This is a genomic window from Streptomyces sp. GbtcB7, from assembly GCF_019091445.1.
GTDB classification, from domain to species: domain Bacteria; phylum Actinomycetota; class Actinomycetes; order Streptomycetales; family Streptomycetaceae; genus Streptomyces; species Streptomyces mirabilis.
The window spans coordinates 118,933-145,044 of the sequence record NZ_JAGXJM010000010.1; the positions used below are offsets into that span (position 1 = coordinate 118,933).

Annotated in this window: 21 protein-coding genes; 9 read left to right on the plus strand and 12 right to left on the minus strand. The window is 70.9% G+C overall.

Features of this window, described 5'->3' with window-relative positions; genetic code table 11:
- Nucleotides 1–85: 85 nt before the first annotated feature.
- Both KVT44_RS18255 and KVT44_RS18260 read right to left on the minus strand, forming a co-directional pair.
- Nucleotides 86–1,156, minus strand: a complete 1,071-nt coding sequence (locus tag KVT44_RS18255) for a PadR family transcriptional regulator (RefSeq protein WP_217567796.1) — start codon at nucleotides 1,154–1,156, stop codon at nucleotides 86–88.
- 1 nt (nucleotide 1,157) lies between these two features.
- Complete coding sequence (locus KVT44_RS18260) at nucleotides 1,158–2,033, minus strand: DUF4097 family beta strand repeat-containing protein (protein WP_217567797.1); 876 nt, start codon at nucleotides 2,031–2,033, stop codon at nucleotides 1,158–1,160.
- Between the two features lie 233 nt (nucleotides 2,034–2,266).
- Between KVT44_RS18260 and KVT44_RS18265 the strand changes: the two genes are divergently transcribed.
- Entirely contained in the window at nucleotides 2,267–3,094 is an 828-nt protein-coding gene (locus KVT44_RS18265) for a hypothetical protein (RefSeq protein ID WP_217567798.1), read from the plus strand.
- Nucleotides 3,095–3,121: 27 nt separating this feature from the next.
- On the opposite strand, the gene KVT44_RS18270 is transcribed toward KVT44_RS18265, so the two are convergent.
- The 7 genes from KVT44_RS18270 to KVT44_RS18300 all read right to left on the minus strand — a co-directional run bounded on the left by KVT44_RS18270 (nucleotide 3,122) and on the right by KVT44_RS18300 (nucleotide 13,487).
- Nucleotides 3,122–3,304 carry a DUF6104 family protein gene (locus tag KVT44_RS18270; RefSeq protein ID WP_005312030.1) on the minus strand — a complete coding sequence of 61 codons (183 nt, stop codon included), beginning with the start codon at nucleotides 3,302–3,304 and terminating at the stop codon, nucleotides 3,122–3,124.
- Nucleotides 3,305–3,481: 177 nt separating this feature from the next.
- Entirely contained in the window at nucleotides 3,482–7,297 is a 3,816-nt protein-coding gene (locus tag KVT44_RS18275) for a multifunctional oxoglutarate decarboxylase/oxoglutarate dehydrogenase thiamine pyrophosphate-binding subunit/dihydrolipoyllysine-residue succinyltransferase subunit (protein ID WP_217567799.1), read from the minus strand.
- 282 nt (nucleotides 7,298–7,579) lie between these two features.
- Nucleotides 7,580–8,722, minus strand: a complete 1,143-nt coding sequence (locus KVT44_RS18280; protein WP_254649547.1) for a HAMP domain-containing sensor histidine kinase — start codon at nucleotides 8,720–8,722, stop codon at nucleotides 7,580–7,582.
- 47 nt (nucleotides 8,723–8,769) lie between these two features.
- Nucleotides 8,770–9,507 carry a response regulator transcription factor gene (locus tag KVT44_RS18285; protein WP_054236710.1) on the minus strand — a complete coding sequence of 246 codons (738 nt, stop codon included), beginning with the start codon at nucleotides 9,505–9,507 and terminating at the stop codon, nucleotides 8,770–8,772.
- A gap of 113 nt (nucleotides 9,508–9,620) precedes the next feature.
- Complete coding sequence (locus KVT44_RS18290) at nucleotides 9,621–10,298, minus strand: spermidine synthase (RefSeq protein WP_190172784.1); 678 nt, start codon at nucleotides 10,296–10,298, stop codon at nucleotides 9,621–9,623.
- Between the two features lie 40 nt (nucleotides 10,299–10,338).
- Nucleotides 10,339–12,111 (minus strand): glycoside hydrolase family 3 N-terminal domain-containing protein, encoded by a 1,773-nt coding sequence (locus KVT44_RS18295; protein WP_217567800.1) that lies wholly within the window; start codon nucleotides 12,109–12,111, stop codon nucleotides 10,339–10,341.
- Nucleotides 12,112–12,188: 77 nt separating this feature from the next.
- Nucleotides 12,189–13,487 (minus strand): MFS transporter, encoded by a 1,299-nt coding sequence (locus KVT44_RS18300; RefSeq protein ID WP_217567801.1) that lies wholly within the window; start codon nucleotides 13,485–13,487, stop codon nucleotides 12,189–12,191.
- Nucleotides 13,488–13,690: 203 nt separating this feature from the next.
- On the opposite strand from KVT44_RS18300, the gene KVT44_RS18305 reads away from it, so the two are divergent.
- Both KVT44_RS18305 and KVT44_RS18310 read left to right on the plus strand, forming a co-directional pair.
- The gene (locus tag KVT44_RS18305) at nucleotides 13,691–14,425 is read left to right on the plus strand and encodes a TetR/AcrR family transcriptional regulator (protein ID WP_254649548.1); all 735 of its coding nucleotides are present in this window, start codon (nucleotides 13,691–13,693) and stop codon (nucleotides 14,423–14,425) included.
- 144 nt (nucleotides 14,426–14,569) lie between these two features.
- Nucleotides 14,570–15,484 (plus strand): rhomboid-like protein, encoded by a 915-nt coding sequence (locus KVT44_RS18310; protein WP_254649549.1) that lies wholly within the window; start codon nucleotides 14,570–14,572, stop codon nucleotides 15,482–15,484.
- Nucleotides 15,485–15,535: 51 nt separating this feature from the next.
- On the opposite strand, the gene KVT44_RS18315 is transcribed toward KVT44_RS18310, so the two are convergent.
- Nucleotides 15,536–16,144, minus strand: a complete 609-nt coding sequence (locus KVT44_RS18315) for a sulfatase-like hydrolase/transferase (protein ID WP_308314038.1) — start codon at nucleotides 16,142–16,144, stop codon at nucleotides 15,536–15,538.
- A gap of 345 nt (nucleotides 16,145–16,489) precedes the next feature.
- On the opposite strand from KVT44_RS18315, the gene lon reads away from it, so the two are divergent.
- A complete protein-coding gene (lon, locus tag KVT44_RS18320) occupies nucleotides 16,490–18,907 on the plus strand; it encodes an endopeptidase La (protein WP_217567804.1) in 2,418 nt (805 codons plus the stop codon).
- Nucleotides 18,908–19,066: 159 nt separating this feature from the next.
- Here the strand turns inward: lon and KVT44_RS18325 are convergent, their stop codons facing one another.
- Complete coding sequence (locus KVT44_RS18325; RefSeq protein ID WP_217567805.1) at nucleotides 19,067–19,894, minus strand: lysozyme; 828 nt, start codon at nucleotides 19,892–19,894, stop codon at nucleotides 19,067–19,069.
- A gap of 350 nt (nucleotides 19,895–20,244) precedes the next feature.
- Here KVT44_RS18325 and KVT44_RS18330 point away from each other — a divergent pair, with 350 nt between their 5' ends.
- Nucleotides 20,245–20,703 carry a MarR family winged helix-turn-helix transcriptional regulator gene (locus KVT44_RS18330; protein ID WP_229889381.1) on the plus strand — a complete coding sequence of 153 codons (459 nt, stop codon included), beginning with the start codon at nucleotides 20,245–20,247 and terminating at the stop codon, nucleotides 20,701–20,703.
- A 12-nt stretch (nucleotides 20,704–20,715) separates the two neighbouring features.
- Nucleotides 20,716–21,147: a MarR family winged helix-turn-helix transcriptional regulator gene (locus KVT44_RS18335; protein ID WP_099920688.1), complete on the plus strand. Its 432-nt coding sequence runs from the start codon at nucleotides 20,716–20,718 to the stop codon at nucleotides 21,145–21,147.
- Nucleotides 21,148–21,165: 18 nt separating this feature from the next.
- Here KVT44_RS18335 and KVT44_RS18340 read toward each other — a convergent pair whose 3' ends face one another.
- Nucleotides 21,166–21,954: a protein phosphatase 2C domain-containing protein gene (locus tag KVT44_RS18340; protein ID WP_217567806.1), complete on the minus strand. Its 789-nt coding sequence runs from the start codon at nucleotides 21,952–21,954 to the stop codon at nucleotides 21,166–21,168.
- Between the two features lie 413 nt (nucleotides 21,955–22,367).
- Between KVT44_RS18340 and KVT44_RS18345 the strand changes: the two genes are divergently transcribed.
- From KVT44_RS18345 to KVT44_RS18355, 3 genes are read left to right on the plus strand one after another with little or no spacing between them, the layout of a single operon-like run.
- Nucleotides 22,368–25,208: a nitrate- and nitrite sensing domain-containing protein gene (locus KVT44_RS18345; RefSeq protein WP_254649550.1), complete on the plus strand. Its 2,841-nt coding sequence runs from the start codon at nucleotides 22,368–22,370 to the stop codon at nucleotides 25,206–25,208.
- Nucleotides 25,205–25,708 carry a roadblock/LC7 domain-containing protein gene (locus KVT44_RS18350; protein WP_099920685.1) on the plus strand — a complete coding sequence of 168 codons (504 nt, stop codon included), beginning with the start codon at nucleotides 25,205–25,207 and terminating at the stop codon, nucleotides 25,706–25,708. The genes KVT44_RS18345 and KVT44_RS18350 overlap by 4 nt, the downstream gene beginning before the upstream one ends.
- Complete coding sequence (locus tag KVT44_RS18355) at nucleotides 25,705–26,112, plus strand: DUF742 domain-containing protein (RefSeq protein WP_075028888.1); 408 nt, start codon at nucleotides 25,705–25,707, stop codon at nucleotides 26,110–26,112. The genes KVT44_RS18350 and KVT44_RS18355 overlap by 4 nt, the downstream gene beginning before the upstream one ends.

Genomic DNA, 26,112 nt, shown 5'->3' on the forward strand with positions numbered 1-26,112 from the left:
CTTCGCCGGGGGCTTCTCCGAGATCCCCCGGCCGGAGCCCGGGGGATCCCCTCGGGCCTCGGAAGGCCCCGGGCGGCGATGGGCGTCAGCTCTTCGGCGTGTGCAACGCGGCCCCGATGTGCGCCGCGGCTGTCGACAAGTGGCGGCGGGCCGAGCGGAGTTGGTCCTCCGTCACCCCGTGGTCGCGGGCGGCGTCGCGGATGTCGTCGCGGAAGCGGTCCAGGAGGCGTTCGAGGTCACGGGCCGGGTCGCCGGTGGAGTCCTCGTGGGCCCAGGAGGGCGCGTAGTCGGCGGGGAAGTCCTCCGGAGTGTCCGTGTACTCGGCGTACTCGGGCTTCGCCGACCCGGTGGCCGCCGTACCCGCGCGGCCGAAGCCGAAGTCCTTACCGAAGTCCTTGCCGAAGGTCTTCCCGAAGTCGCCGAACTCCTTGGCCAGTTCGCTCAGCCCCTCACGGACCCCGTTCGGCCAGTCGCCGCGCGCGAAGCGGTCCTGGACCTGCTCCTGGACCCGCTTGGCCATGCGCTGCATCTCCTCCTGCGCCTCCTTGGCCTGGCGCCGCGCGCGCTGCGCCTCGTCGCGGGCCCGGCGGCTCTCGTCCTTCGCGCGCCGGTTCTGTTCCTTCCACTCCTGCTTGACCCGCCGCATCTCCTCCTTGGCGACCCGCCACGACTCCTTGTCATGGGAGTCTCCGAAGTCCCCGAACTCACCTGCGGGACCTTCGCGTTCTCCGGTGCCAGTGCCGGTGCTGGCACCGCTCTTGCCGGTGCGCCTCGCCTCGGTCGCCGCGGCCCGCATCTCTCGGCGCAGATCGCCCGCCGCGCCCCGCACATCGGCGCGGATCTCCGCGGCGAGCTCCGCGACCGAATCGCGGATCTCCAGCTCCAGGTCGGCCAGTTCGCCGCTGCGGTCGGCCAGTTCGGCGCGGCCCGCGTCCGTGATCGCGTACACCTTGCGGCCGCCCTCGGTGGTGTGGGTGACCAGCCCTTCCGCCTCCAGCTTCGCCAGCCGGGGGTAGACGGTGCCCGCCGAGGGTGCGTACAGCCCCTGGAAGCGCTCCTCCAGGAGCCGGATCACCTCGTACCCGTGGCGGGGGGCCTCGTCCAGCAGCTTCAGCAGGTAGAGGCGCAGGCGGCCGTGGGCGAAGACGGGAGGCATGTCAGAGCACCTTCTTGTCGGTCGGGGTCTCCGGAGAAGCGGACGACCCGTTCTCGTGGGGCTCGTCCTCCGCCGTCGGCCTGCGGAGCATGGCGATGGAGCCGGAGACGGTCATCGCCTTCAACTTGCCGTTGCCCGCGCCCAGTCGGCCGGTGATCTTCTTGGCGCCCCACTGGCCGCTGACCCGGAGGTCCTCGAAGGCACTGGAGACCGTGCCGCTGGCGGTGTTGGCCTCCACCTCGGCGTCCGCGGGGTGCGGGAGGCGGATGGCGATCTCCCCCGAGACGTTCGACAGTTGGACGTCGGTGGGGGTGCCCCTGGGGTCGAGGTCCACGATCATCGAACCGCTCACCGATTCGGCGCGCACGGAGCAGCCCGAGGCCTCGACCACGGTCAGGTCGCCGGAGACGGAGTTGAAGCGGAGGTCGCCGGTGACGGCCTGGGCCTCCAGGCTGCCGGAGACGGTCTCCACGCGGACGGGGCCGGCGATCCGCACGAGGGTCGTGTCGCCCGTGACGCCCTTGACCGCCACCCTGTTCTCCATCCCGGAGACCACGGCGGCGGCGCCGACGACGCCCACCTCGACGGGGGTGCCGGCCGGGACGGCCAGCGTGACGACGGCGCTGCGGCGCCAGCCCTTGCGGTCGAGCCACTTGAGGAAGCCCTTCCAGGGCAGGTCCTCGTACGCCACGGTGAGCGTGCCGTCCTGCTGGGTCACGAGCAGTGGCGGGCCCTCCAGCTCGGAGACTTCCAGGCGGGCGGAACCCTCGTCGGTCCCCACGACGTTCACCGTTCCGTTGACGACGCGCACATGAAGCGCCGTCACGGGGTCGTCGAAGGTGAGCTTCCTCGGCTCTGCGACGGACCACTCGGACATGGTGCAGACCTCCCAACGACCCGACCAGACCGGGCGCGCGTCTGGACTCGACGTAATCTGGACTCGACGCGCCATATCGCGTCTTCCGCTATTCACGATATATCGCGGATGCGGAAAGTCAAGGCACTCGTTTGGAGGAAGTCGTGCCCTCGCGATGGGGGCTTGCGGGTGAGTGGTGGGGACTTGACGGGCAAAACGGGTAATTCGAGTCGCCGTCGATCTACGGTGTGCCCATGTCCACGACGCCCGACTCGTCCCAGGCCAAGGCCGCCGGCGCCCTGCTGCTCTGCCGGGCAGGGCACGAGTCCGTCGGTCTGGCCGCCCAGCTGTTGCGGGAGCGGATGCTGCTCACCGGGGCGGGCCCCGAGTGGAGCGTGCTCGTGCCCGAGGGGGAGCCCTGGCTGCACGGCGCCGAGCCCGTCGACCGCGTGGTCACGGGGTGGGCCACCGCCCTGGCCGTCAGCGCCTCCTGGCCCGTACTGGCCCTGTGGTGGGACGAGGACCGCAGCGGGCTCACCCTCGCGGCGGGCTTCCGGCGCAGCGTGGGTTACGAATGGCTGGCGAACGGCACCCCGGTCGGTGAGGACGAGGCGATGCGCACCTTCGCCGCGCGGCTCGGCCTCGACCCGGTCCTCGACATGCAGGCGCTCGACCCGCTGACCAGGCCGGTGTCCGGGGCGGACGCCCGCGCGCGCCTGCGGGGACTGCTCGCCGTCCTCACGCGCGCGGGGGTGCTGCTGCCGGCCGGGCTCGGCCCCGGGGAACCGGCCGACCGGCTCCTCGAGGTGGCCCGGACCCAGCCCGGTGCCGAGCAGATCGAGTGGAACGGGTGGCGTGCGGCGGTCCGGGCGGAGCTGGAGGCGGTGGAAGGCGCCGGTGGGGGTTCCTGGCTGCGCGGGCGCCGGGCCCGTGTCCTCGCGACCGGGCAGCTGGCCGCCGGGCTGCCGCTCACCGTGTGGGGCGTACGGCGCCACAGCGCAGGCTGGATCGTCGCCGGGACGCTCCTGATGCTCCACGGGGCGCTCGGCCTCGCGTACGACCGGCTGCGCGCCTTCGACTGACGCCCACCCGCTCCCGGCGTCGGGGACCTACTCCTCGTCGTCCTCGTCGTCCAGCCGCGCCAGCCACGTCGCCAGCCGCTCCACCGGCACCTCGAAGTCCGGATTGAGGTCGACGAACGTACGCAGCTGCTCGGCGAGCCACTCGAAGGTGACCTCCTCCTCGCCGCGCCGCTTCTCCAGTTCCTCGATGCCACGGTCGGTGAAGTACATGGATGGTGCTCCGTCGGTGAAAGTGAAGGGGAACGCTGAGAAAAGGATAAGTGGGCGCACGGGGCGCCCGGAGGGCCTCGGACCCCGTATCACCGCCGGAACGGTGGCACAGGGAAGGGCCCGGCCTCCGGTGTTCTCGGAGACCGGGCCCTTCACCGGACGTGAGTGGGTCGAGGGCTACGCCTCGAACACCTCACGCACCAGCTGCTCCTGCTCGGCCTGGTGCCGCTTCGCCGAGCCCACGGCCGGGGACGAGCCGGCCGGGCGGGAGATGCGGCGCAGCCGCTCGGCGCCCGGGATGTCGGCGCCGACGGCCAGGTCCAGGTGGTCGATCAGGTTGAGGGCGATGAAGGGCCACGCGCCCTGGTTCGCCGGCTCCTCCTGGGCCCACAGGTACTTCTCGGCGTTCGGGTACTTGGCGATCTCCGCCTGGAGCTCGGCACCCGCGAGCGGGTACAGGCGCTCGATGCGGATGATCGCCGTGTCCGTGACGCCGCGCTTCTGCCGCTCGGCCTCGAGGTCGTAGTACAGCTTGCCGGCGCAGAAGACGACCTTGCGGACCGCCGCGGCGTCGACCGAGTCGTCGCCGATGACGGGGCGGAAGGCGCCCGTGGTGAACTCCTCCGTCTTCGACGCGGCGGCCTTGAGGCGCAGCATCGACTTCGGGGTGAAGACGACCAGCGGCTTGTGGTGCGGGTTGTGCACCTGCCACCGCAGGAGGTGGAAGTAGTTCGACGGGAGCGTCGGCTGGGCGACCGTCATGTTGTTCTGCGCGCACAGCTGGAGGAAGCGCTCGATGCGGGCCGAGGAGTGGTCCGGGCCCTGGCCCTCGTAGCCGTGGGGGAGGAGGAGGGTGACGCCGGACGTCTGGCCCCACTTCTGCTCCGCGGCCGAGATGTACTCGTCGACGACCGTCTGCGCGCCGTTGACGAAGTCGCCGAACTGCGCCTCCCACATCACGAGGGCGTCCGGGCGGGCCAGCGAGTAGCCGTACTCGAAGCCCATGACCGCGTACTCGGAGAGCAGGGAGTCGTAGACGTTGTAGCGGGCCTGGTCGTCGGAGAGGTACTGGAGCGGGGTGAAGTCCTCGCCCGTGACCCGGTCGATCAGGACCGCGTGGCGCTGGCCGAAGGTGCCGCGGCGGGAGTCCTGGCCCGACAGCCGGACCGGGGTGCCCTCCAGGAGGAGGGAGCCGATGGCGAGGGTCTCGCCCATGCCCCAGTCGATCGTGCCGTCCTCGATCATCGCTGCCCGGCGCTGCAGCTGCGGCAGCAGACGCGGGTGGACGGTGACGTTGTCGGGGATGTTGACCTGGGACTCGGCGATCCGCTTGACGACCTCCTGGGAGACCGCGGTCTGCACGGCCACAGGGAACTGCGCCTGCGGGTCCGAGATCTGCACCTCGGCCCCCTGCGAGACGGCCTCGCGGACCTCGGTGAAGACCTTCTCCAGCTGGCCCTGGAAGTCCTGCAGCGCCTGCTCGGCCTCTTCGAGGGTGATGTCGCCGCGGCCGATCAGGGACTCGGTGTAGAGCTTGCGCACCGAGCGCTTCTTGTCGATCAGGTCGTACATCAGCGGCTGCGTGAACGCCGGGTTGTCCGACTCGTTGTGCCCGCGACGGCGGTAGCAGATGAGGTCGATCACGACGTCCTTGTTGAACGCCTGGCGGAACTCGAAGGCCAGGCGAGCGACGCGGACGACGGCCTCGGGGTCGTCGCCGTTCACGTGGAAGATCGGCGCCTCGATCATGCGGGCCACGTCGGTGGCGTACATGGAGGAGCGGGAGGACTCCGGGGCGGCGGTGAAGCCGACCTGGTTGTTGATGACGATGTGGACCGTGCCGCCGGTGCGGTAGCCACGCAGCTGCGACATGTTCAGCGTCTCGGCGACCACACCCTGGCCCGCGAAGGCCGCGTCACCGTGCAGGGCGACCGGCAGGACGGTGAAGTCCGTGCCGCCCTTGTTGATGATGTCCTGCTTGGCGCGGGCGATGCCCTCGATGACCGGGTCGACCGTCTCCAGGTGGGAGGGGTTCGCGGCCAGCGAGACCTTGATCTGCTCGCCGTCGAGGCCGGTGAAGGTGCCCTGGGCGCCCAGGTGGTACTTCACGTCGCCGGAGCCGTGCATCGACTTCGGGTCCAGGTTGCCCTCGAACTCGCGGAAGATCTGCGCGTACGACTTGCCGACGATGTTGGCGAGGACGTTCAGGCGGCCGCGGTGGGCCATGCCGATGACGACCTCGTCCAGGCGGGACTCCGCGGCGCTGTCGATGACGGCGTCGAGGAGCGGGATGACGGACTCGCCGCCCTCCAGGGAGAAGCGCTTCTGGCCGACGTACTTCGTCTGCAGGAAGGTCTCGAAGGCCTCCGCAGCGTTCAGGCGGCGCAGGATGCGCAGCTGCTCCTCGCGCTCCGGCTTGGAGTGCGGGCGCTCGACGCGGTCCTGGATCCACTTGCGCTGCTTCGGGTCCTGGATGTGCATGAACTCGATGCCGGTGGTGCGGCAGTACGAGTCGCGCAGCACGCCGAGGATGTCGCGCAGCTTCATCATCGACTTGCCGGAGAAGCCGCCGACCGCGAACTCGCGCTCCAGGTCCCACAGGGTGAGGCCGTGCTCGGTGATGTCGAGGTCGGGGTGCTTGCGCTGGCGGTACTCCAGCGGGTCGGTGTCGGCCATGACGTGGCCGCGGACCCGGTAGGAGTGGATCAGTTCGAAGACGCGCGCGGCCTTCGTGACGTCGTCGTCGTGGCTGGCGTCGATGTCCTTGAGCCAGCGGACCGGCTCGTAGGGGATGCGCAGGGCCTCGAAGATCTCGTCGAAGAAGCCGTTCTCGCCGAGGAGGAGGTTCGCGACGATCCTGAGGAACTCGCCGGAGGCGGCGCCCTGGATCACCCGGTGGTCGTAGGTCGACGTGAGCGTCATGACCTTCGAGATGCCGAGCTTGTTCAGGGTGTCCTGGGAGGTGCCCTGGAACTCCGCCGGGTAGTCCATGGAGCCGACGCCCATGATGACCGACTGGCCGGGCATCAGACGCGGGACGGAGTGGACGGTGCCGAGGCCGCCGGGGTTGGTCAGGGAGACCGTGACACCGGTGAAGTCGTCCATCGTCAGCTTGCCGTCGCGGGCGCGGCGGACGATGTCCTCGTAGGCCTGCCAGAACTCGAAGAAGTTCAGCGTCTCGGCCTTCTTGATGCCGGCGACGACGAGCTGGCGGTCGCCGTTCGGCTTCACCAGGTCGATGGCGAGGCCGAAGTTGACGTGCGGAGGCTTGACGAGGGTGGGCTTCCCGTCCTTCTCCGCGTAGTGCCAGTTCATCGATGGCATGGCCTTGATGGCCTGCACCATCGCGTAGCCGATGAGGTGGGTGAAGGAGATCTTCCCGCCCCGGGCGCGCTTCAGGTGGTTGTTGATGACGATGCGGTTGTCGAAGAGCAGCTTCACCGGGACCGCGCGCACGGACGTGGCCGTGGGCAGCTCCAGGGAGGCGTTCATGTTCTTCGCGACGGCACCGGCGGGACCACGCAGCGTCACATACTCGGGACCCTCGGGGCCCTCGGTCGCGGGCTCGGCCTTCGGCTTCGCGGCGGCCGGAGCGGCCTTCACGGGGGCCGGGGCGGCGGCAGCGGGCTTCGATGCCGCGGGAGCGGCGGCCTGGACGGGCGCAGGAGCGGCCTGAGCCGGGGCTGCGGGCGCTGCGGGCGCGGCAGGGGCTGCCGGAGCGGCAGGCGCGGCCTGAGGCGTCGCTGACGGGGTGGTGGTCCCTGCGGCCCCCGCGGCCGCAGTACCCGCCGAAGCCGAGGCGGCAGGAGCCCCCGGCTTGTAGTCGGCGAAGAAGTCCCACCAGGCTCGGTCTACCGAATTCGGGTCCTGGAGGTACTGCTGATAGATCTCGTCGACGAGCCATTCGTTCGCACCGAACGCGGCCGCGGGGTTCTTCCCGGCGGCTTGGTCATCGGTCGAGATGCTCGAGTTACTGGGGGACTGTGGCGACACGGCGGCAACCGCCCTCTTCCGCTTCACAAGGTGATGGACAGCGGGAATTAAGGCTACGCCCCCATGGCCGAGAAGGTCAGGCCGGGCTGGTCCAACGTCGTGTAAGTCACATCGGAAAGCGTGTTTCGAGGAAGGAAATGGCGGGAAACAAGCGGGGTTTCGGTCCGGAATGGGTACGTCGATCCAGGGTCGCGGTACGACTCACACGGCCCTGTGCCTGATCACACGTGTCCACGAGCACGGGACGACGATGGATCTTGTGGCTCCGGTTCGAACTTTACGTCAACTTGGCAGAGAAGGAAGCCCTGGAAGGATGACCTGAATCCGGCAGCCCCGCTGGGATTCGGCCACGCCGATCCGGCCGCCGTGCAGATCGACCGCCCAACGGGCGATGGCGAGCCCGAGGCCCGTACCGCCGTCGCTGCCCGGGCCGTGCGGCGAGGGCACCCCGCCGCGGTTGAAGCGCTCGAAGACCCGGTGCCACTCCGACTGCGGAATGCCGGGGCCCTCGTCCAGGACCTCCAGGGCAAGTGACTCCGGGTAGTCGCCGCGCCGCGCCTTGACCGTCACCCGGCCGTGCGGCGGGCTGTGCTTGACCGCGTTGTCGATGAGGTTCGCCACGACCTGGTGGATCCGCTCCGGGTCCGCGTGCGCGGTCAGCTCCGGCGGGGACACGTCGAGGTGCAGATGGACGTCGGTGCGGGTGTGACTGCCGGAGCCCGAGGCGATGCCCGCGCGCACGGAGGCGACCATGTTGGCCTCCTTGAGCACGCCGGACAGGTACGGCCACACCTCGAAACGGCGCCTGCGCAGGGGTACGACGCCGTTGTCCAGCCTGGAGAGGTCCAACAGCGTCTCGACCAGCCGGCCCAGCCGCTCCGTCTGCTTCAGGGCCGTACGCATCGTCTCGGGGTCGGCGGCGGAGACACCGTCCACGACGTTCTCCAGGACCGCGCGCAGGCCCGCGATGGGGGTGCGCAGCTCGTGCGACACATTCGCCACGAGTTCCTTGCGCTGGCGGTCCTGGGCCTTCAGTTCGTCGGCCATGAGGTTGATCGTCTGGGCCAGGTCGCCCAGTTCGTCCCGCCGGTCGTCACGCACCCGGCGGGTGTAGTCGCCGTGCGAGATGGAGCGGGCGACCGTGTTCATCTCGTCCAGCGGCGCGGTGAGCGAATGGGCCACGAACTGCGTTATCAGCAGTGTGGCGATCATCGAGAAGACCGTGATGAAGCGGAGCTCCGTCTTGGTGTGCACCGCGATCATCGACAGACCCGTGGTGATGAGCACGGAGATGACGACCAGCGCGCCCAGCTTGGTCTTGATCGAAAAGGGGCGTACGGAGCCCCAGAACCCCTCGCCGCGGCCCGGCTCACCGGGACCGCTCACGACGCCCGTGGTTCTGCCCGATTCACCGAGCCCGCTCATGACATCAGCCCCCTACATGAGGTTCCTGGTCCCTGCGGAGACCCGGCTCAGGGAGTCGGGGTCTCCAGGGCGTAGCCCACGCCGTGGACGGTACGGATCCGCTCGGCACCGATCTTCCGGCGCAGCGCCTTGATGTGGCTGTCCACGGTCCGAGTGCCCGAGGCGTCCGCCCAGTCCCAGACCTCGGCCAGCAACTGCTCGCGGGAGAGTACCGCGCGCGGAGTGTTGGCGAGGCATACCAGGAGGTCGAATTCGGTGGGCGTGAGGTGCACGTCCTCCGAGCGCACCCGTACCCGGCGCTGCGCGTGGTCGATCTCCAGCTCGCCGAGGCGCAGGATCCCGCTGCGCGGCGTCGAGGCGGCCACCACGGCCCGCTCGACCCGGCGCAGCAGGACGTGCACGCGCGCGGCCAGCTCGCGCATCGAGAACGGCTTGGTCATGTAGTCGTCGGCGCCGACGCCGAGCCCGACCAGCATGTCGGTCTCGTCGTCGCGCGCGGTGAGCATCAGCACCGGCACCGGGCGCTGGGCCTGCACGCGTCGGCAGACCTCCAGGCCGTCGAAGCCGGGCAGCATGATGTCGAGGATCAGCAGGTCGGGCTGCCAGGCCTCTGCTGTGTCGACGGCGGCCGGTCCGTCGCCCGCGGTTTGCACGAGGAATCCCTCGGCTCGCAGGCGGGCCGCGATGGCGTCGACGATCGTCGGGTCGTCCTCGACCACCAGCACCCGGCGCTGAGCGCCTGGCGTGGCCGCCGTGCCGTTGTGCGAGGTGTGTGTCTGCTCCATCGCCCGCCCCTGAGGTGTGCTTTCCGGAATCCGTGGGGTGATCCCATGACTGCGCTTGACGCTTGAATGATCTGCGCCAGGGAAGCAGGGTACGGGCAGTCACCTTCGCTCGGCTATCCAGGCCCGACCGCGAGATGGACGACGTCCGGAACGCCCCGGGCAACGGGGATCTCTTCGGTACGCACCTGGTGGAATCCGGCATTCCGCAGCGTTCCTTCAAATTCCGGAGAGGGTCGCGCCGACCACACGGCGAGCACCCCGCCCGGCTTCAACACCCTTGCGCAGCTTGCCAGTCCGGCCGGTCCGTACAGCCCGGTGTTGTCCTCGGTGACGGTCCAGTCGGGCCCGTTGTCGATGTCGAGGCACAGCGCGTCGTACGTGTCGGAAGTCTCATTGACGTGAGCGAGCAGATCGGATCTCACGATCTCGGTCCGGGGGTCGGCGAGCGCCGCCGCGGAGAGTTCCGCCAGCGGTCCGTCACGGTGCCAGTCGATGATGGCCCCTTCGCGTTCGACGACGGTGATGTGCCCCCAGCGCGGGTCGGCGGCGGCGTGTGCCAGGGAGAACCCGACACCGAGCCCCCCGATCAGCACCTTCGGCTCCGCCCGCCCGTCCAGGGCGTCCAGCGCGGCGTCGACGAGCAGCCGTTCCGAGCGGCCGTCGGAGGTGTCCATCAGGAAGCACCCGTTGGCGATGATCTGCAGCAGCGCGCCGTGGCGCCGCAACACGACCTCGCCGTAGGGGCCTTCCCGGCGATCGATGACTACAGGGATGTCGTACGAGGCAGTCATGACTCCCATCCTGGCACTTTCACCAGGATGGGCAGCCGAATTAACCCTCAGGGGGGCAGAGGTTCAGTCCGTGCCCGTACGGGAACACGGGGTCTTCGGTGTCGTCGGGGACGTCCGGCCGTGACGCCTCGACCGCCGCCATGGAGCGCGGCAGTTCGAACGGCAGTCGCCCCTGGGCCCGAGCCCGTCCGAAGGCGACGTCCAGGAGCGCCGTGTCGCTCGCGCCGTAGTCGGCGACCAGCGCGGCCGCCTTCGCGGCGATCTCGGGGAGGACGGCGGGTCGTTCGAGGTTGACGCACACCAGCGTGGGCACCGCGTCCAGCAGCCGCAGGATCTCCTTGAGCTCGTCCTCCGGGAAGGCCAGCGACCCCGAGTGGAAGAAGGACTCGAAGAGACCGGGGCGCTCCTCGTGGGGCGTGCGCAGCCGCAGGACCGCGAGGTCCGCGTCGACCGGATCGGGGACGACGTTGCCGTACGCGGCGGCCACTTGCTCGGAGATCCCCCGCGCGTACAGGTTCGGGCGGCCCTCGAGGGGCAGCAGTCCGTGGTTGGTCAGGACGGTCAGCGAGCGGCGTTGGGCGGCCTCGCCGAGCGCGGTGAACTCGCCCGCCCCGACGGTCTCCTCCGCCCGGTCGGGGTCCACGTAGGGGTGCTCGAAGAGGCCGAGTGTGAATTTCTCGCGCAGGAGTCGACGTACGGATTCGTCGATGCGCTCCTTCGTGACGCGGCCCGAGCGGACCAGTTCCACGATCACCTCGGGGCACTGCTCGCCGCCGAACTGGTCGCTGCCCCCGTCCAGCGCCTTCGCCGCGCGTTCGGCGACGGTCAGGTGCTCGGCGCCCCAGGCCCGCGCGGGGAACAGCTCGCCGAGCACGGGCGCGTCGGTGAGCAGGCCCCAGTCGGTGCAGACGATGCCGTCGAAGCCGAGGCGTTCGCGCAGGAGACCGGTGAGGACATCGCGGTTGAAGCCGAAGCCGACCTCCTCCCAGTCGGTGCCGATCGGCTGCCCGTAGTACGGCATCACCTGGGAACAGCCCGCCTCCACGGCCGCCTTGAAGGGCTGGAGGTGGTACTCACGCATGCCGCCCGGGTAGATCTGCTCCTTGCCGTGCGCGAAGTGCGGGTCCTCGCCGTCCTTCTGCGGTCCGCCGCCGGGGAAGTGCTTGACCATGGCGGCGACGGAGTCCGGTCCGAGCCTCGTCCCCTGGAGACCGCGTACGTACGCCCGTACCAGCTCGCTCGTCAGCTCCGCGCTGGATCCGAACGTGCCGCTCTGGCGCGACCAGCGCGGTTCGGTGGCCAGGTCGATCTGCGGGTGCAGCGCGACCCGGAAGCCCACCGCCAGGTACTCGCGGCGGACCGTGTCCCCGAAGCGCTCCACCAGCGCCGGGTCGCCGATCGCGGCCAGGCCCAGGGGTTCGGGCCAGGCGGAGAAGGCGCCGGAGCCGAAGGAGGCGCCCGGGTTGTCGGTGAACGCGTGGCGCGGGTCGGTGGAGAGGGTGACCGGGATGCCCAGACGGGTGCTCGCGGCCAGCTCTTGGACCCGGTTGACCCACTGGGCCGTCTCGCGCACGCCGTACTGGCCGATGAGGTTGAAGTGGGTCAGTCCCCTGCCCTCGATCAGCTCGGGGGTGGGGGCGTGCACGAAGGGCCCGTCGGTGGCGAAGGTGCCGTCCGCGTTCATGGAGAGCATGGAGTGGAACAGCTGCCCCGCCTTCTCCTCCAGCGTCATGCGGGAGAGCAGATCCTCGACGCGCTCGTCGACGGGGCGGTGCGGATCGCGGTACGTGGCGGTGGTCTTCCCTGAGGGCATCCCGGATTCCTTGCTTCCTTCTTGCTCGAGGCGGCTGCTTGACGGGCTTCTTAAAGAAGGGGGCTGTTTGAAGGGCGTCACTTGACGGAGCGGATGAACTGGACGGCGAGTGCGCCCAGTACGGCGGCGATCGCGCCGAAGAGGAACAGCGCCCCGTAGTTGCCGCCCCCGCCGATCGCCAGGAGCGCGGGGGCGGCGATCGGGACGAGGGACTGGGGCAGGGCGTTGCCGATGTTGAGGACGCCCATGTCCTTGGCCGACTCGTCGGGGTTGGGCAGCACCGCGGCGGCGAGCGCCATGTCGACGGAGAGGTAGAGGCCCTCGCCGAGACCGAAGACGATCACGGCGACGACGTACATCCCGAAGGACTGCGCGGCGGCGAGCAGCGCCAGGCTGAGGGCCATGACGAGCGAGGAGCCGAGGACGTACGGCTTGCGGCGGCCCGAACGGTCGGAGAGCTGGCCGCCGAGCAGCGAGCCGGTCACGGTCGCGACGACCATGGCGAGGGTGCCGACGAGGACCTTGCCGGAGACGGCGTCGTCGCTGTAGCCGAGGCGGTCCATCAGGAAGTAGACCTGGTAGCTGGTGACGCAGGAGGCGCCGGTGAAGACCAGGAAGCGGCCGGCGAAGTTCCAGGCGAAGTCGGGGTGCTTGCGCGGGTCGACCCAGAAGCTGCGCAGGAACTCGCGGAGGCTGTACGGCTCGAAGGCGCCGGCGCGGGCCGGGCGGTCCTTCATCACCGCGACCAGATAGCCGACCGCGGCGAGCCCGATGACGCCGGGGACGAGGAACGCCAGCGCCATCGAGCCGCTGAAGACATTGGCCAGGACCGAGCCCGCGATCATCGAGAACGACGTCGTCATGCCGACGATGCCGGAGACCCGGGCCTGCTGGTGCGGCGGGATCAGATCGGGGACGCAGGAGGTCAGCGCGGACAGGGCGGCGTTGATGCCGAGCTGCGCGAGGGCCCAGCCGAGCATCAGCGTCAGGACGTTGCCGCCCAGGGCGACGACCATGAGCCCGGCGAGGCCCGCGGTCATGCCGCCGACCAGCCAGGGCCGGCGGCGCCCGAAGCGGCTGGTGGTGCGGTCGGACAGGGCGCCGAAGACCGGGTTGCCGAGCATCGCGAGCAGAGCGCCGACGGAGAGCACCTGGCCGAGGGCGGCACCGCGGTCGCCCTCCGGGACGATCTGGCTGACCCGCAGGGCGAGGGTGACCATGACCGGGGTGAGGACGGCGAGATAGGCGCCGAACTGGGCGAGGGCGAGGCCGAGGACGAGCTTGGCGGGGGCGTTCGCAGGGGCCTGGGGGGAAGGCGCGTCGTGCAGCGGCTCGGGCGAGCGGGCACCGAGCGAGGAGTCGGGAGTGACGGCCATGGCGGCTCTCCATGGGGACGAGGCGCGGCTTCCTTGCCGCGCCGGCGACCACAGGGAAACATCAAAACCGAGTGGGTACTAGGTTTTGTTCATGTGGCCAGAATCACGCTGCGCGTGGCTTGAAAGTAGGGCGGATTGACTCGTGTAACCGCCGGTCGGAAACGGCCCGAGCGGCAGTCTGTGCGGCGGCTATGGTGGCGGGCATGGTCCGAAACCGGAGGTCGGAGGAGAGCGTGGAGGCGGAGCGCAAGGTTCCGGGCACCGTCCGGGGCACCTACGCCGTCGGGGACGAACGCCGGCTGCGCATCCTCGACGTCGCCGTCGAACACTTCGCCCAGTGGGGCTTCCACGCCTCCTCGCTGGCCCGGATCGCCAAGGACGTCGGCATCACCCAGGGCGGCCTGCTGCACCACTTCCGCAGCAAGGAGGACCTGCTCGTCTGCGTACTGCGGCGCAGCGAGGAGCACGACGTCGAGCGGTTCTTCGCGGTCGAGGCGCACTCGGCCGCCGAGTTCTTCGCGGCGCTGGTGGGACTCGCCGACTACAACGGCCGGCGCCCGGGACGCACCAAGATGTTCAACGTCCTGCTCGCCGAGGCGGGCGATCCCGGCCACCCCGCCCACGCGTTCTTCGTGAAGCGCTACGCCGATCTCGTCGAGGTCAGCGCGGGCGCGCTGCGCGAGGCGGTCGCGAGCGGCGAACTGAAGCCCGACACCGACTGCGAGGCGCTCGCCGAGGAGTTCGCCGCCGTCATGGACGGCATCCAGCTGCAGTGGGCCCTCGACCCCACGGGCGTCGACATGGCCGCCCGGATGCGGGCCTACCTCGACCGGCTGCTGCGCTCGATCACCGTCTCGGGCACGGGGCTGCCGTCGGACGCGCATACGGGACCGGCTCGGACGCACGCACGGACCGACTCGGACACGCGCACGGACTGACTCGGACGCGTATGCGGACATGGCGCCCCCGGACGCCGTACGCGCTTATCAGGTTGCTATGAATCGCCTCCCACGTGGCGTCGGTCATAGACAGCGGCGCCGCGAGCCCCCAAGGGTGGGGCGGGACGGAAGGAGCCCCTCACCTTGGACCGGAGCACGACCGCGACGGCGACGGCAGTGGCGACGACCACGGCCCCGACGGCCTCCTCGGCCGATGCCGCGCTCAAGGACCCACAGACGGGCACGCTTCTCCTGGACGGGGTGCCGCGACAACGCGGCGCCACGACCGTGCCGCCCGCCCCCCGCCCGGCGACACCCCCTGTACTCGCCCCTCCCGCTCCACCCGTCTCCCGCGCCCTCGCCCGGCTCCGGTCGCTCCGTCCCTGGCGGCTGCTGCCCACCCCCACCGGAACGCCGTTCACCTTCGGTTACGCGGTCGTGCTCACCGTCACCGCGATGGTCACCGACTACGCGGACCCCTCCCTCGTCCACGCCTTGCAGCAGGGGTCCAGCACCGATGTCGCGCACCTCGTACGCGAACCGGTGCTGGTGCTGCTGGCCAGCGCGCTGTGGATGGCGGGCGGGATCACCTCGCCGTACGCCATCGGGTTCGTGCTGGTGCTGACCGCGCTGGAGCGGCGGATAGGCGGCCTGCGGGCCGCCGGAGTCTTCCTGCTCGGGCACGTCGTGGCGACCCTGGCCACCGAGGTGCCCGTCGGCCTTTCCGTGCTGGCGGGAGACCTCCCTGACAGCTCCCTGCACCGCCTCGACTACGGCATCAGCTTCGGCGTCGCCACGAGCGTCGGCGCGCTCGCCGGGCTGCTGAGGCCCTGGCTGCGCTGGCCACTGCTGGTCGTCTTCGGCTCGATGGTCGTCGGGGACCTGCTCGAATTCGCCGACCCGATGACGGACTGGGGGCATGTGATGTCCCTGGCGATCGGGGTGTCGACCTGGCCGCTGGTCCGGGGCTGGCGCCGCGCCCGTACGGAGGCGGCCTCCAGCCCCGCCGCCTCCGCCGCCGTACACACCGCTCAGACGCCCGGCACCGTCGCCGCCTAGCACCGCGGGCGGTCGGGGTGTTCGGGGCGGGCCCGGTCCGGTCCGGTCGGGTCAGGTGACCCGGGCCGCCGTCAGCCGTCGGGCCGGCTCCGGGACGCCGAGGCGGCGCTCCTGTTCCGCACTCGCCCCGTGGAGCCTGTTGGTGAGCTGGTACGGGTCGGCGCGCAGGTCGTAGTACTCGCGGAAGAGGACCTCGCCGCGGTTCACCCCGCCGGGCAGCCGGCCCTGCCGGTCCAGGCGGAGGCCGTAGTACTCCGTGCACTGCTCGGTCTTGCCGATGTACGTCGCCCAGCTGTGGATCGGCTGCTTGTCCTGACGGTTCCACCACCACTCGGCGAGCACGTGGTCGCGGTCCCGGGTGCCGAGCAGCGAGTGGCCGTCGTGCGGGGTGTCCGGGGTGATGCCGGCCGCGTCGAGAAGGGTGGGCGCGATGTCGACGTGCGCCGTGAGCCGGTCGTCGGTCCTGGCCGTGCCGAGCCCGCCGCCCGGCCACGACAGGTAGAACGTCACCTCCAGGCTCGGCCGGTACGGCACCGACTTGCGCAGCCAGCCGTGGTCGGCCCAGAGCAGGCCGTGGTCGCTCGTGTACAGCACCAGGGTGTTGTCGAGCTGCCCGAGGGAGCGCAGCTTGTCGCGGAAGTCCCGCATCGCGTCGTCCACGGAGAGCAGCGCACAGCCTGTGAATGAGCCTGCAGTGTGAAGGAGCCGGCTGTGCATGCGATTGCGGTGGTGTGGCGGTGCTCTTGCACTCTCGTGACCGCGTCGACCGGGCGCGGTCGCACGGGAAGGGACGGCGGCCCGACGGCGTTGACCGCACCACAGGCGTGCGCCGCGGATCTGCGGCGGAGTGGCGCCGGCCAAGAGGGAAGCGTGGCGTTACCCCGCTGACCTGCGCGGATGTCTCCGTGGAGAGCGATCGCTCACAGCGAACAGACCCTGGGGAACAATCCGGGGCTCACGTGCATTGAGTCGGCATAGCTCAACTTGACTGCCTAGGGAGAGATAATGGCTTCGACGTCCACACCGCTCACCCTGCCCGTGTTGCCGCTCGATGATGAGGTCGTGCTGCCCGGGATGGTGGTTCCGCTGGACCTGAACGACGCCGATGTACGCGCCGCGGTGGAGGCCGCCCAGGCCGCCGCGCGGTCGGAGCCCGGCAAGCCGAAGGTGCTGCTGGTGCCACGCATCGACGGGGCGTACCCGAGCACGGGCGTGCTCGGCACCGTCGAGCAGGTCGGCCGACTGGCCGACGGCGACCCGGGCGCGCTGATCCGCGGCCGTGGGCGCGTGAAGATCGGCGCCGGGACGACCGGTCCTGGTGCCGCCCTGTGGGTCGAGGGCACCCGGGTCGACGAGACCGTGCCCGACCCGCTGCCCGGCCACGTCGCCGAACTGGTCAAGGAGTACAAGGCCCTCGCCACCAGCTGGCTGCGCAAGCGCGGCGCCTGGCAGGTCGTGGACCGCGTGCAGGCCATCGACGACGTGTCCACCCTTGCCGACAATTCCGGTTACTCCCCGTTCCTGAGCACCGAGCAGAAGGTCACGCTGCTGGAGACCGCCGACCCGGTCGCCCGGCTGAAGCTCGCCACCGAGCAGCTGCGTGAGCACCTCGCCGAGCAGGATGTCGCCGAGTCCATCGCGAAGGACGTCCAGGAAGGCGTCGACAAGCAGCAGCGCGAGTTCCTGCTGCGGCGCCAGCTCGAAGCCGTCCGCAAGGAGCTGCGCGAGCTGAACGGCGACGCCAAGGAGGGTGAGGAGTCCGACGACTACCGGACCCGCGTCGAGGCCGCCGACCTCCCCGAGAACGTCCGCGAGGCCGCGCTCAAGGAAGTCGACAAGCTGGAGCGGTCCAGCGACCAGTCGCCCGAGGGCGGCTGGATCCGGACCTGGCTCGACACCGTCCTGGAACTGCCGTGGAACGAGCGCACCGAGGACGAGTACGACATCCAGGGCGCCAAGGGCATCCTGGACGCCGAGCACGCCGGTCTGGAGGACGTGAAGGAGCGCATCACCGAGTACCTGGCCGTGCGCAAGCGGCGTTCCGAGCGTGGTCTCGGCGTCGTCGGCGGGCGGCGCGGCGGTGCCGTGCTAGCGCTCGTCGGTCCGCCCGGTGTCGGCAAGACCTCGCTCGGCGAGTCCGTCGCGCACGCCATGGGCCGCAAGTTCGTCCGGGTCGCGCTCGGCGGCGTACGGGACGAGGCCGAGATCCGCGGCCACCGGCGTACGTACGTCGGCGCGCTGCCCGGCCGGATCGTCCGCGCCATCAAGGAGGCCGGGTCCATGAACCCGGTGGTCCTGCTGGACGAGATCGACAAGGTCGGCTCCGACTTCCGCGGCGACCCCGCCGCGGCGCTGCTCGAAGTCCTCGACCCCGCCCAGAACCACACCTTCCGGGACCACTACCTGGAGGTCGAGCTCGACCTCAGCGACGTGGTGTTCCTGGCGACGGCCAACGTGCTCGAAGCCATCCCGGAGGCGCTGCTCGACCGTATGGAACTGGTCCGGCTCGACGGGTACACCGAGGACGAGAAGGTCGTCATCGCCCGTGACCACCTGCTGCCGCGTCAGCTGGAGCGGGCCGGTCTGGAGAAGGAGGAGGTCGCGCTCGACGAGAGCGCGCTGCGCAAGCTCGCCGGGGAGTACACCCGGGAAGCGGGCGTACGCAACCTGGAGCGGGCCGTCGCACGCCTGCTCCGCAAGGTCGCGGCGCAGCACGAACTCGGCGAGCGGGAGCTGCCCTTCACGGTGACCGACGCCGATCTGCGCGGGCTCATCGGACGGCCGCACCACGTGCCCGAGTCCGCCCAGGACCCGGCCGAGCGCCGCACCGCGGTGCCTGGTGTCGCCACCGGTCTGGCCGTGACGGGCGCGGGCGGTGACGTCCTCTTCGTGGAGGCGTCGCTGGCCGACCCGGAGACGGGCGCGGCCGGTCTGACCCTGACCGGTCAGCTGGGTGACGTGATGAAGGAGTCGGCGCAGATCGCGCTCTCCTTCCTCCGCTCGCACGGCGCCGAACTGGAACTGCCGGTCGGCGACCTGAAGGACCGGGGCGTGCACATCCACTTCCCGGCGGGCGCGGTCCCCAAGGACGGTCCGAGCGCGGGCGTCACCATGACGACGGCGCTGGCCTCGCTCCTGTCCGGCCGACTGGTCCGCACGGACGTGGCGATGACGGGTGAGGTCTCACTGACCGGCCGTGTCCTGCCCATCGGCGGGGTGAAGCAGAAGCTGCTCGCCGCGCACCGGGCGGGTGTCACCACGGTCATCATCCCGAAGCGCAACGAGGCCGACCTGGACGACGTCCCGGCCGAGGTGCTGGAGAAGCTGGACGTCCACGCCGTCACGGACGTCCGTCAGGTCCTGGAACTGGCGCTGTCGCCGGCGATGAACGGCGCGACGTCGGAGGTTCCGGTAGCGGCGTGACGGACGCTGCCGGAAGGGAAGGCCCGGGTCCCGTGAGGGAGGCCCGGGCCTTCGCCGTGCCGTCAGCCGTTTGTGTCGGCTGTCGGCCGACATTGGTCGTCTGAAATCTGAAATCTGTCAGATGTCAGCCGCCATCTGTCATCTGTCATCTGCCATCGGTCAGCCGTTGGCCAGTGCCCGCACCCGGTCCAGCCCGCCGTTGAACTTGTCGTGGTCACCGACCGTCGGCCCGGACGACGTGTACTGCCAAATGGTGTAATACGGCCACCCGGAAGGCAGCGTCCCCGGATCGGACGCATACCGCGCGATCCACAGGGGGTTGGCGGAGGCGAAGCCGCCGTAGTTGCCGGTGCAGTCGCTCCACCAGCTGGTCGCCGTGTAGATCACGGCGTCCCGGCCGGTGCGGGCCTTGTACTGGGCGAGGAAGCTGCTGATCCAGCTGACCATCGCGCTCTGTGTCTTGCCGTAGCAGGCGGCCCCGTACGGGTTCCACTCGATGTCGAGCGTGCCCGGCAGCGTCCTGCCGTCGCCGGACCAGCCGCCGCCGTGGTCCACGAAGTAGTTGGCCTGGGTGGCGCCGCTCGTCGTGTCGGGGGTCGCGAAGTGGTACGCGCCGCGGATCATGCCGACGTTGTACGAGCCGTTGTACTGCTGGGCGAAGTAGGGGTTCGTGTAATACGTCCCCTCGGTGGCCTTGGTGTAGGCCCACTTGACCCCGCTGCTCCACAGGGTCGACCAGGCGACGTTGCCCTGGTAGCCGCTGACGTCCACGCCTTCCGTCTGGGTGGCGTCACCGGTGTTGGGCGTGCCGGCTTGGCCGTCGTGCGCGAGGACGCCCATGCCCATGCGGGCGGAGCCCCGGGCGGGTGTGTCGGCGGCGGAGGAGGGCGGGGCGGAGAGGGCGGAGAGGAGGGAGAAGGCGGCGAGCAGGGTTCCCAGCGCGAGCAGGCGCGGGCGGTGCGGCGTTCCGGATCTGTGCACGGGCATGACGTGCCTCCGAAGGGCTCGATGGAGCCAGGTGGGGGGAATGGTGCGGACATCCGTGCCGTGAGTGGTGCGGGCATGTGTGCCGTGAGTGGGGGGCCAGGTCCTCGTCGACCTGGCGGCATGGGCATGCCATTGGGTGCCTGTTCACGAAGCTACGCACGGGGAGAACGCGCTGGGAAGAGGGGCCGTGGGCTGCCGTTGGTCTACGCCTGAGAAATACTTACGGAGCTGTGGCTATGGCCACCTTTGGCGGAAACTTTCAGAGTCGGGAAACCGGGTGAGGGGCAGACGTGCGCGAGGACAGGAACGGAGGCCGGCGTCCGGCCGGCCTCGACGGGTCGGGCAGGGGTGTGGACCAGCCCGCCGCGCACGGCGGCCCGGACCCGGAGTTCCTCTCCCTGGAGCGCGAGTTGACCGTGTTCCTGCGCCGTGCCCGCGCCAACCAGGGCGAGATGGCCCGTGAGGTCCATCCGGACCTGGAGTCCGCCGCGTACGGACTCCTCGTACGCCTCGACGAGTGGGGCCGCCAGCGCGCCACCGAACTGGCCGCGTACATCGGCGTCGGCAAGGCCACCATGTCCCGCCAGCTGCGCGCCCTGGAGGAGCTCGGCCTCATCGCCCGTGAGCCCGACCCCGCCGACGGCCGTGCCTGGCTCGTCCACCTCACCGAGGAGGGCCGCGGCCGGGTCGGCCAGGTGCGCGAGGCGCGGCGCGCCCGGTACGTGAGCGAGCTCGCCCACTGGGATCCTCGCGAGGTCGCGGAGCTGGCGCGGCTGCTGCACCAGCTGAACCTCGGCATGGAGAAGTAGGAGGAGGCGGGCGTGGACCAGGAATTCCCCGCGTTGGAGCGGGAGCTGACCCTGCTGCTGCGGCGCGCCCGGGCCAGTTCCGGCGAGATGGCCCGCGAGGTCCACCCCGACCTGGAGTCCTCCGCGTACGGGCTCCTCTTCCGCCTCGACGAGTGCGGCCGCCAGCGCGCCACCGAACTGGCCGCGTACATCGGCGTCGGCAAGGCCACGATGTCCCGTCAGCTCCATGCCCTGGAGGAGCTCGGTCTGGTCGCCCGTGAGCCCGATCCCGTCGACGGGCGTGCCTGGCTCGTCCGCCTCACGGACGAGGGCCGGCACCGGTTCCGTGCGGTGCGGGAGGCGCGCCGGGCACGGTACGTCCGTGAACTCGCGGGCTGGGACCCGCGCGAGGTCGCCGAACTGGCCCGGTTGCTCCACCAGCTGAACCGGGGCATGGAGAAGTAACACTCCGATCCGCCCCGTTCACCACTCCACGAAGACCACCGTCGCGTCGTCGTGCGTCTTGCTGCGCCTCAGCCGTACCCGCGCCTCGGCGTCGGCCCGCTCCAGCGTCCGCACGCGGTCCACGAGGGCCTGGGCGCCCTCCTTGCGGACGACGGTGAACAGACCGCCCCAGTCGCCCTCCCCGAACTTCTCCACCCAGCGGGTCGCGCCGTCCGTCAGGGCGGCCAGGGCACGGACCTCGGCCCGGGGCACGGTCCCCGTCACCGCCCGGGCCGCGACCGACGGATCGGCGGCGGCCGTGAAGAAGCCCCCCTCCTTGTTGCGGATGGTCGCGTCGGCGATCGCGTCCGAGGCGAGAGAGGCGCGGGGGACACGGGTGAGGCGGTCGTCCAGGACTGGTGTCACCTCGCCCGCTGGGGACTCCAGCAAAAGGGCCGAGTCCGAGAGGACCAGGTACTCGACGAGGTCGGCTGACCAGCGGGCGAGGACCACGGTTGCCTGGGGCGTGCGCGGGTGAGAAAGGTCACAGGTGCCGGAGTGGGCCTCGGAAGTGCGCCGGATGGACCGGGAAAGGATCTCCGACAGGGGTAGATCCCGGCGGGAAACGGACAGTTCGGTCAGGGCTCCGCCGAGGCGTGCGGAGAACCAGTGGACGGAATGCAGACAGCCGTCGTCGCCCGGCGGGGGAGTCACGCCGTCGAGGACGACCAGTGATCCTCCTTGTCCTGACGCCGGAAGGCCGACCGATGCGAAGTCCTCATTGGGGCGGGCCGGGTCGCCCGGCTCGGAGACGAGTTCGGTGCGCATCCAGCCAGTCTGCACGAGCCCTTCACAAGGTCCGCGAAAGGCTGGCAACGGTCGCAGGACCGGTGCGGACCAGCAGCTCAGTCGCCGGGTTTGGCATGGAATGATCGACTCCGGCAAGGCGTGGCGGCGAATACTGCCAAAGCGCGCCGCAGACGTCCAACCGGCCCGCCGCGCAGGGGGGCCGCACGCGCCAGAGGAACTTGCCCGCCAACTCCCGTCCGGGGTTCACTCCTTCGGGTGGCGGGCCGGACGATGCGGGACCACTGCCCACCGGCACTGGGAGGGTCGGGAGCCGATGGGACACCCCCTGCTCGAGCGAAGTCGAGAGCTTGGGGAGGGCGGACGCCCAGTTGACGGAACGTCACCCGGGCCCTTGGGTACACGAGTCAGGAATGCGAGCACCGGTGCAGAAGATGCGGTCTCGGCGCACAGGCAAGCAGGCGGCCTCCGGAGCCGGGCAGTCGGCCTCCGAAGGGGGCGCGGAGCGCACGCCGGGTGCCGCAGGGCAGACCCCTGCGGGCAAGGGCCGCTCCGCTCACGTGCGCAATCGGCTGATCGTCGCCGTGGCGGTCGTCGCGGCCGCCATCGCCGGCGCCGGAGCCCCCACGGTCCTCGCGGCCTCCGAGCAGCTGAACGACTCCCAGAACCTGGTGACGCTCGCCGGGCGGACCCAGCAGGCGCTGACGCTCGCCCACTCGCTGGCCGACGAGCGCGACGAGGTCACCTCGTACATCGCCGCGGGCCGGCCGAAGTCCAAGGCGCCCTCCGAGCAGCGCAGCGCCCGGGTCGACCGGCAGGTCGACGAGGTGCGGGCGGACGAGGACGCGCCCGCCGTCCTCCTGAAGGACCTGGACGGCATCGGCACCGCCCGCAGAGCGGCGCTCACCGGCAAGAGCACCGCTCTCGAAGCGCACGAGGCGTACTCCGACGTCATCACCGAACTCCACGCCCTCGCCGAGGACCTGGCCGAGCAGCTGCCGCCCCGTGCGGGCTCCGGCGCGCACGCCCTCGCCGAGCTGGACTCCGCGGTCCAGCAGTCCGCCGCCGCCCGCGGACTGCTCCTCGCGGCCCTCAACATCCCGCGCACCACCCAGACGGTCATCAACCCCGTCACCGGCCTGGCGTCCACCACCAGCGGCTCGTCCCCCGCCGACACCAAGCAGCGCGACGCGCTCAGCGCCGCCGCCCAGCAGGCCCGGCTCCGCTCGGACGCGGCCCTCGCGGACTTCCGCGAGACGGCCCCCAAGGACGCCAAGGCCTCGTACGACTCCACGGTCACCGGACCCGACGTCACGACCGCGGACAAGTACCTCACCGACCTCACCGACCAGCCGACGCTCTCCGACTCCGAGCTCGACTCCAGCACGAACAAGGTGGACGCGGCGCTCTCCGCCCGCGTCGAGCTGATGCGCGGCGCCGAGGCCTCGCTCAACGACCACCGCACCAAGGACCTGGAGCGGCTGCGGGACGACGACGTCACCGCGCTGGAGATCCGGATCGCCCTCATCGGCACCCTGCTGCTGGTCGCGGTCGGCGTCTCGATGGCCATGGCCCGTACGCTCACCCGCCCGCTGGCCGTGCTGCGCCTGGGCTCGGCCCGCCTCGCCGCGGACCCGGGAGCGCAGGAGCCGGTCAAGTTCACCGGCCGCAACGACGAGTTCGCCCAGGTGGTCCGCTCCGTCAACGCGCTGCACGCGCACGCCGCCGCGCTCCACGAACGGCTGACCACCCTCGAAGCGGACCGCAAGCACCTCATCGGGCAGCGCCAGCTGATGGCCGACGAGCGCGACAGGCTGCGCGCGGAACTCGCCGACGCGGCGGCCCACCTGGAGCAGGTGCGCGGCACCATCCACGGCACCTTCGTCAACCTCGCGCTGCGCACCCTCGGCCTGGTCGAGCGGCAGCTCGGGGTCATCGAGGGCCTGGAGGAGCGCGAGCAGGACCCGGACCGCCTCGGCACGCTCTTCAAGCTGGACCACTTCGCGACCGTCATGCGGCGCCACAGCGAGAACCTGCTCGTCCTCGCCGGCCACGAGCACGTCCAGCACCACGCGGGCCCCGTCCCGCTGGTCGACGTCGTACGGGCCGCGGTCAGCGAGATCGAGCGGTACGAGCGCGTCCGTATCGCCGTGTTGCCGCCGCACGCGCACCTCGCCGGGTTCGCCGCGGACGACCTCTCGCACCTGGTGGCCGAACTCCTGGAGAACGCCTCCTCGTTCTCGCCACCCGACCTGCCCGTCGAGGTCTCCGGCTGGCTGCTGGAGAACGGCGAGGTGATGCTCTCCGTGCAGGACGAGGGCATCGGCATGGCCGCCGACCGGATGGCCCAGCTCAACGGCCGCCTCTCCGCGTTCGACCCGGAGGACGCCTACGACCAGGAGAGCGGCGAGGGACTCGGGCTCGGCCTGTACGTGGTGGCCCGGCTCGCCCACCGGCACGGTGTCCGCGTACAGCTGCGGGAGCAGAAGCAGGGTGGCACCGCGGCCGTGGTCGTCCTCCCCAAGACGCTGCTCGCGACCGCCCCCGCCGTCACGGTCCCCTCGGCCTCCCCGGTCGCCGGGGCCGCTCCCTCGGTCGTCCTCCCGGGCGCCGACGCGGAGGCCAACTCGAACGTGCTGCACGGCCGTTCGGCCCTCACGGCACGGGGCCCGGCGGGCCCGGCCGTTCCCACCGCTCCCGCCGGTGACGAGGACCCGCTGATCGCCGCCGCGGAGGAGGCCGTACGCGCGGACGCCGCCGCGGGGGAGGCCGTACGGTCGGACGCCGCCGCGCAGGAGGCGGCATACGCCCCCGAGCCGACGCCCTCCGAGACCACCATGGAGCTGCTGGCACCGCTGGTACCGCCGGACGAGCCGGTGGCTCCGGCCCACGAACCCGCAGTGTCCGCCCCCACTGCCGACCCCTACGCCATCGGCCCCGACTCCCACGAGCGGGTGTCGGACGAGGAGACGGAGCGGGTCACCGACAAGGGACTGCCCAAGCGGACGCCGAAGATCTCGGCGCCCGCACCGGTTCCCCGGCCGCGCGTCGGCGGTGTGGACGCCGAGGCGCTGCGGCGCAGGCTCGGCGGCTTCCACCGGGGCGCGACGGAGGGCCGCCGCGACGTGGAGGCCGAGATCGCCGAACAGACGGCCCAGACGCCCACCCCGCACCACACCGCACGCAACACCGCGCAGGACCAAGCGCAGGACGCGGTGCGACAGCAGGACGCAGTAGACGCATCGGGGGGCACAGTCGAGGAGGCAAGCAGTTGACCGCGCCCAGTACCTTCGGCCTGAGCAGTGAAGCCCGCAATCTGCACTGGCTGCTGACGAACCTCGTCGAGGAGGTGCCGGGCCTCCAGTCGGTCGCGGTCGTCTCCTCCGACGGTCTGCTGCTGCTGTCCTCCGACCCAGGGAGGAACGCGGAGGTCCGCACCGGGGCGGAGGCGCGCCCCACCGGCCCCAAGGGATCCTCCGCGGACCTCGCCACCATCGTCTCCGGCATCGGCAGCCTCACCATCGGCGCCGCCAAGCTGATGGACGCGGGCGGGGTCAAACAGACGATGGTCGCGATGGACGAGGGCAGCCTCTTCGTCATGTCGATCAGCGACGGCTCGCTGCTCGGGGTGCACGGCGCCCCGGACTGCGACATGAGCGTGGTGGCGTACCACATGGCGCTGTTCGTCGGCCGCGCCGGGCACGTCCTGACGCCCGAACTCCGCAGCGAGCTACGCCAGTCACTCGAAGCCAAGCCGACGGGGAGTGCCCAGTGAGTTCTTCCTCCGCGCCCAAGCTCCCCATACGTGGCGGGGACCGCAAACCGGCCCGCGTGCGCCCGTACTCGCTCACCGGCGGCCGTACCCGTTTCGGGCACGTGCTGCTGGTCGAGACGTTCGTGGCGGCGCTCGAGGCCCCCGAGGAGCGCAAGGAGCTGACCAACGGCTCCCTCGCGACCCGGGTGATGCCCGAGATGCAGGCCATCGTCGAACTCTGCCGCCGGATGCGTACGGTGGCCGAGATCGCCGCCCTCCTCAGGATGCCGCTGGGCGTGGTCCGCGTCCTCCTGAGCGACCTGGCGGACCAGGGAAAGATCCGTGTGTACGGAACAGGTCACGGCCCGGGACAGCCGGACCGCGCTCTGCTGGAAAGGGTGCTGAATGGACTCCGTCGTCTCTGA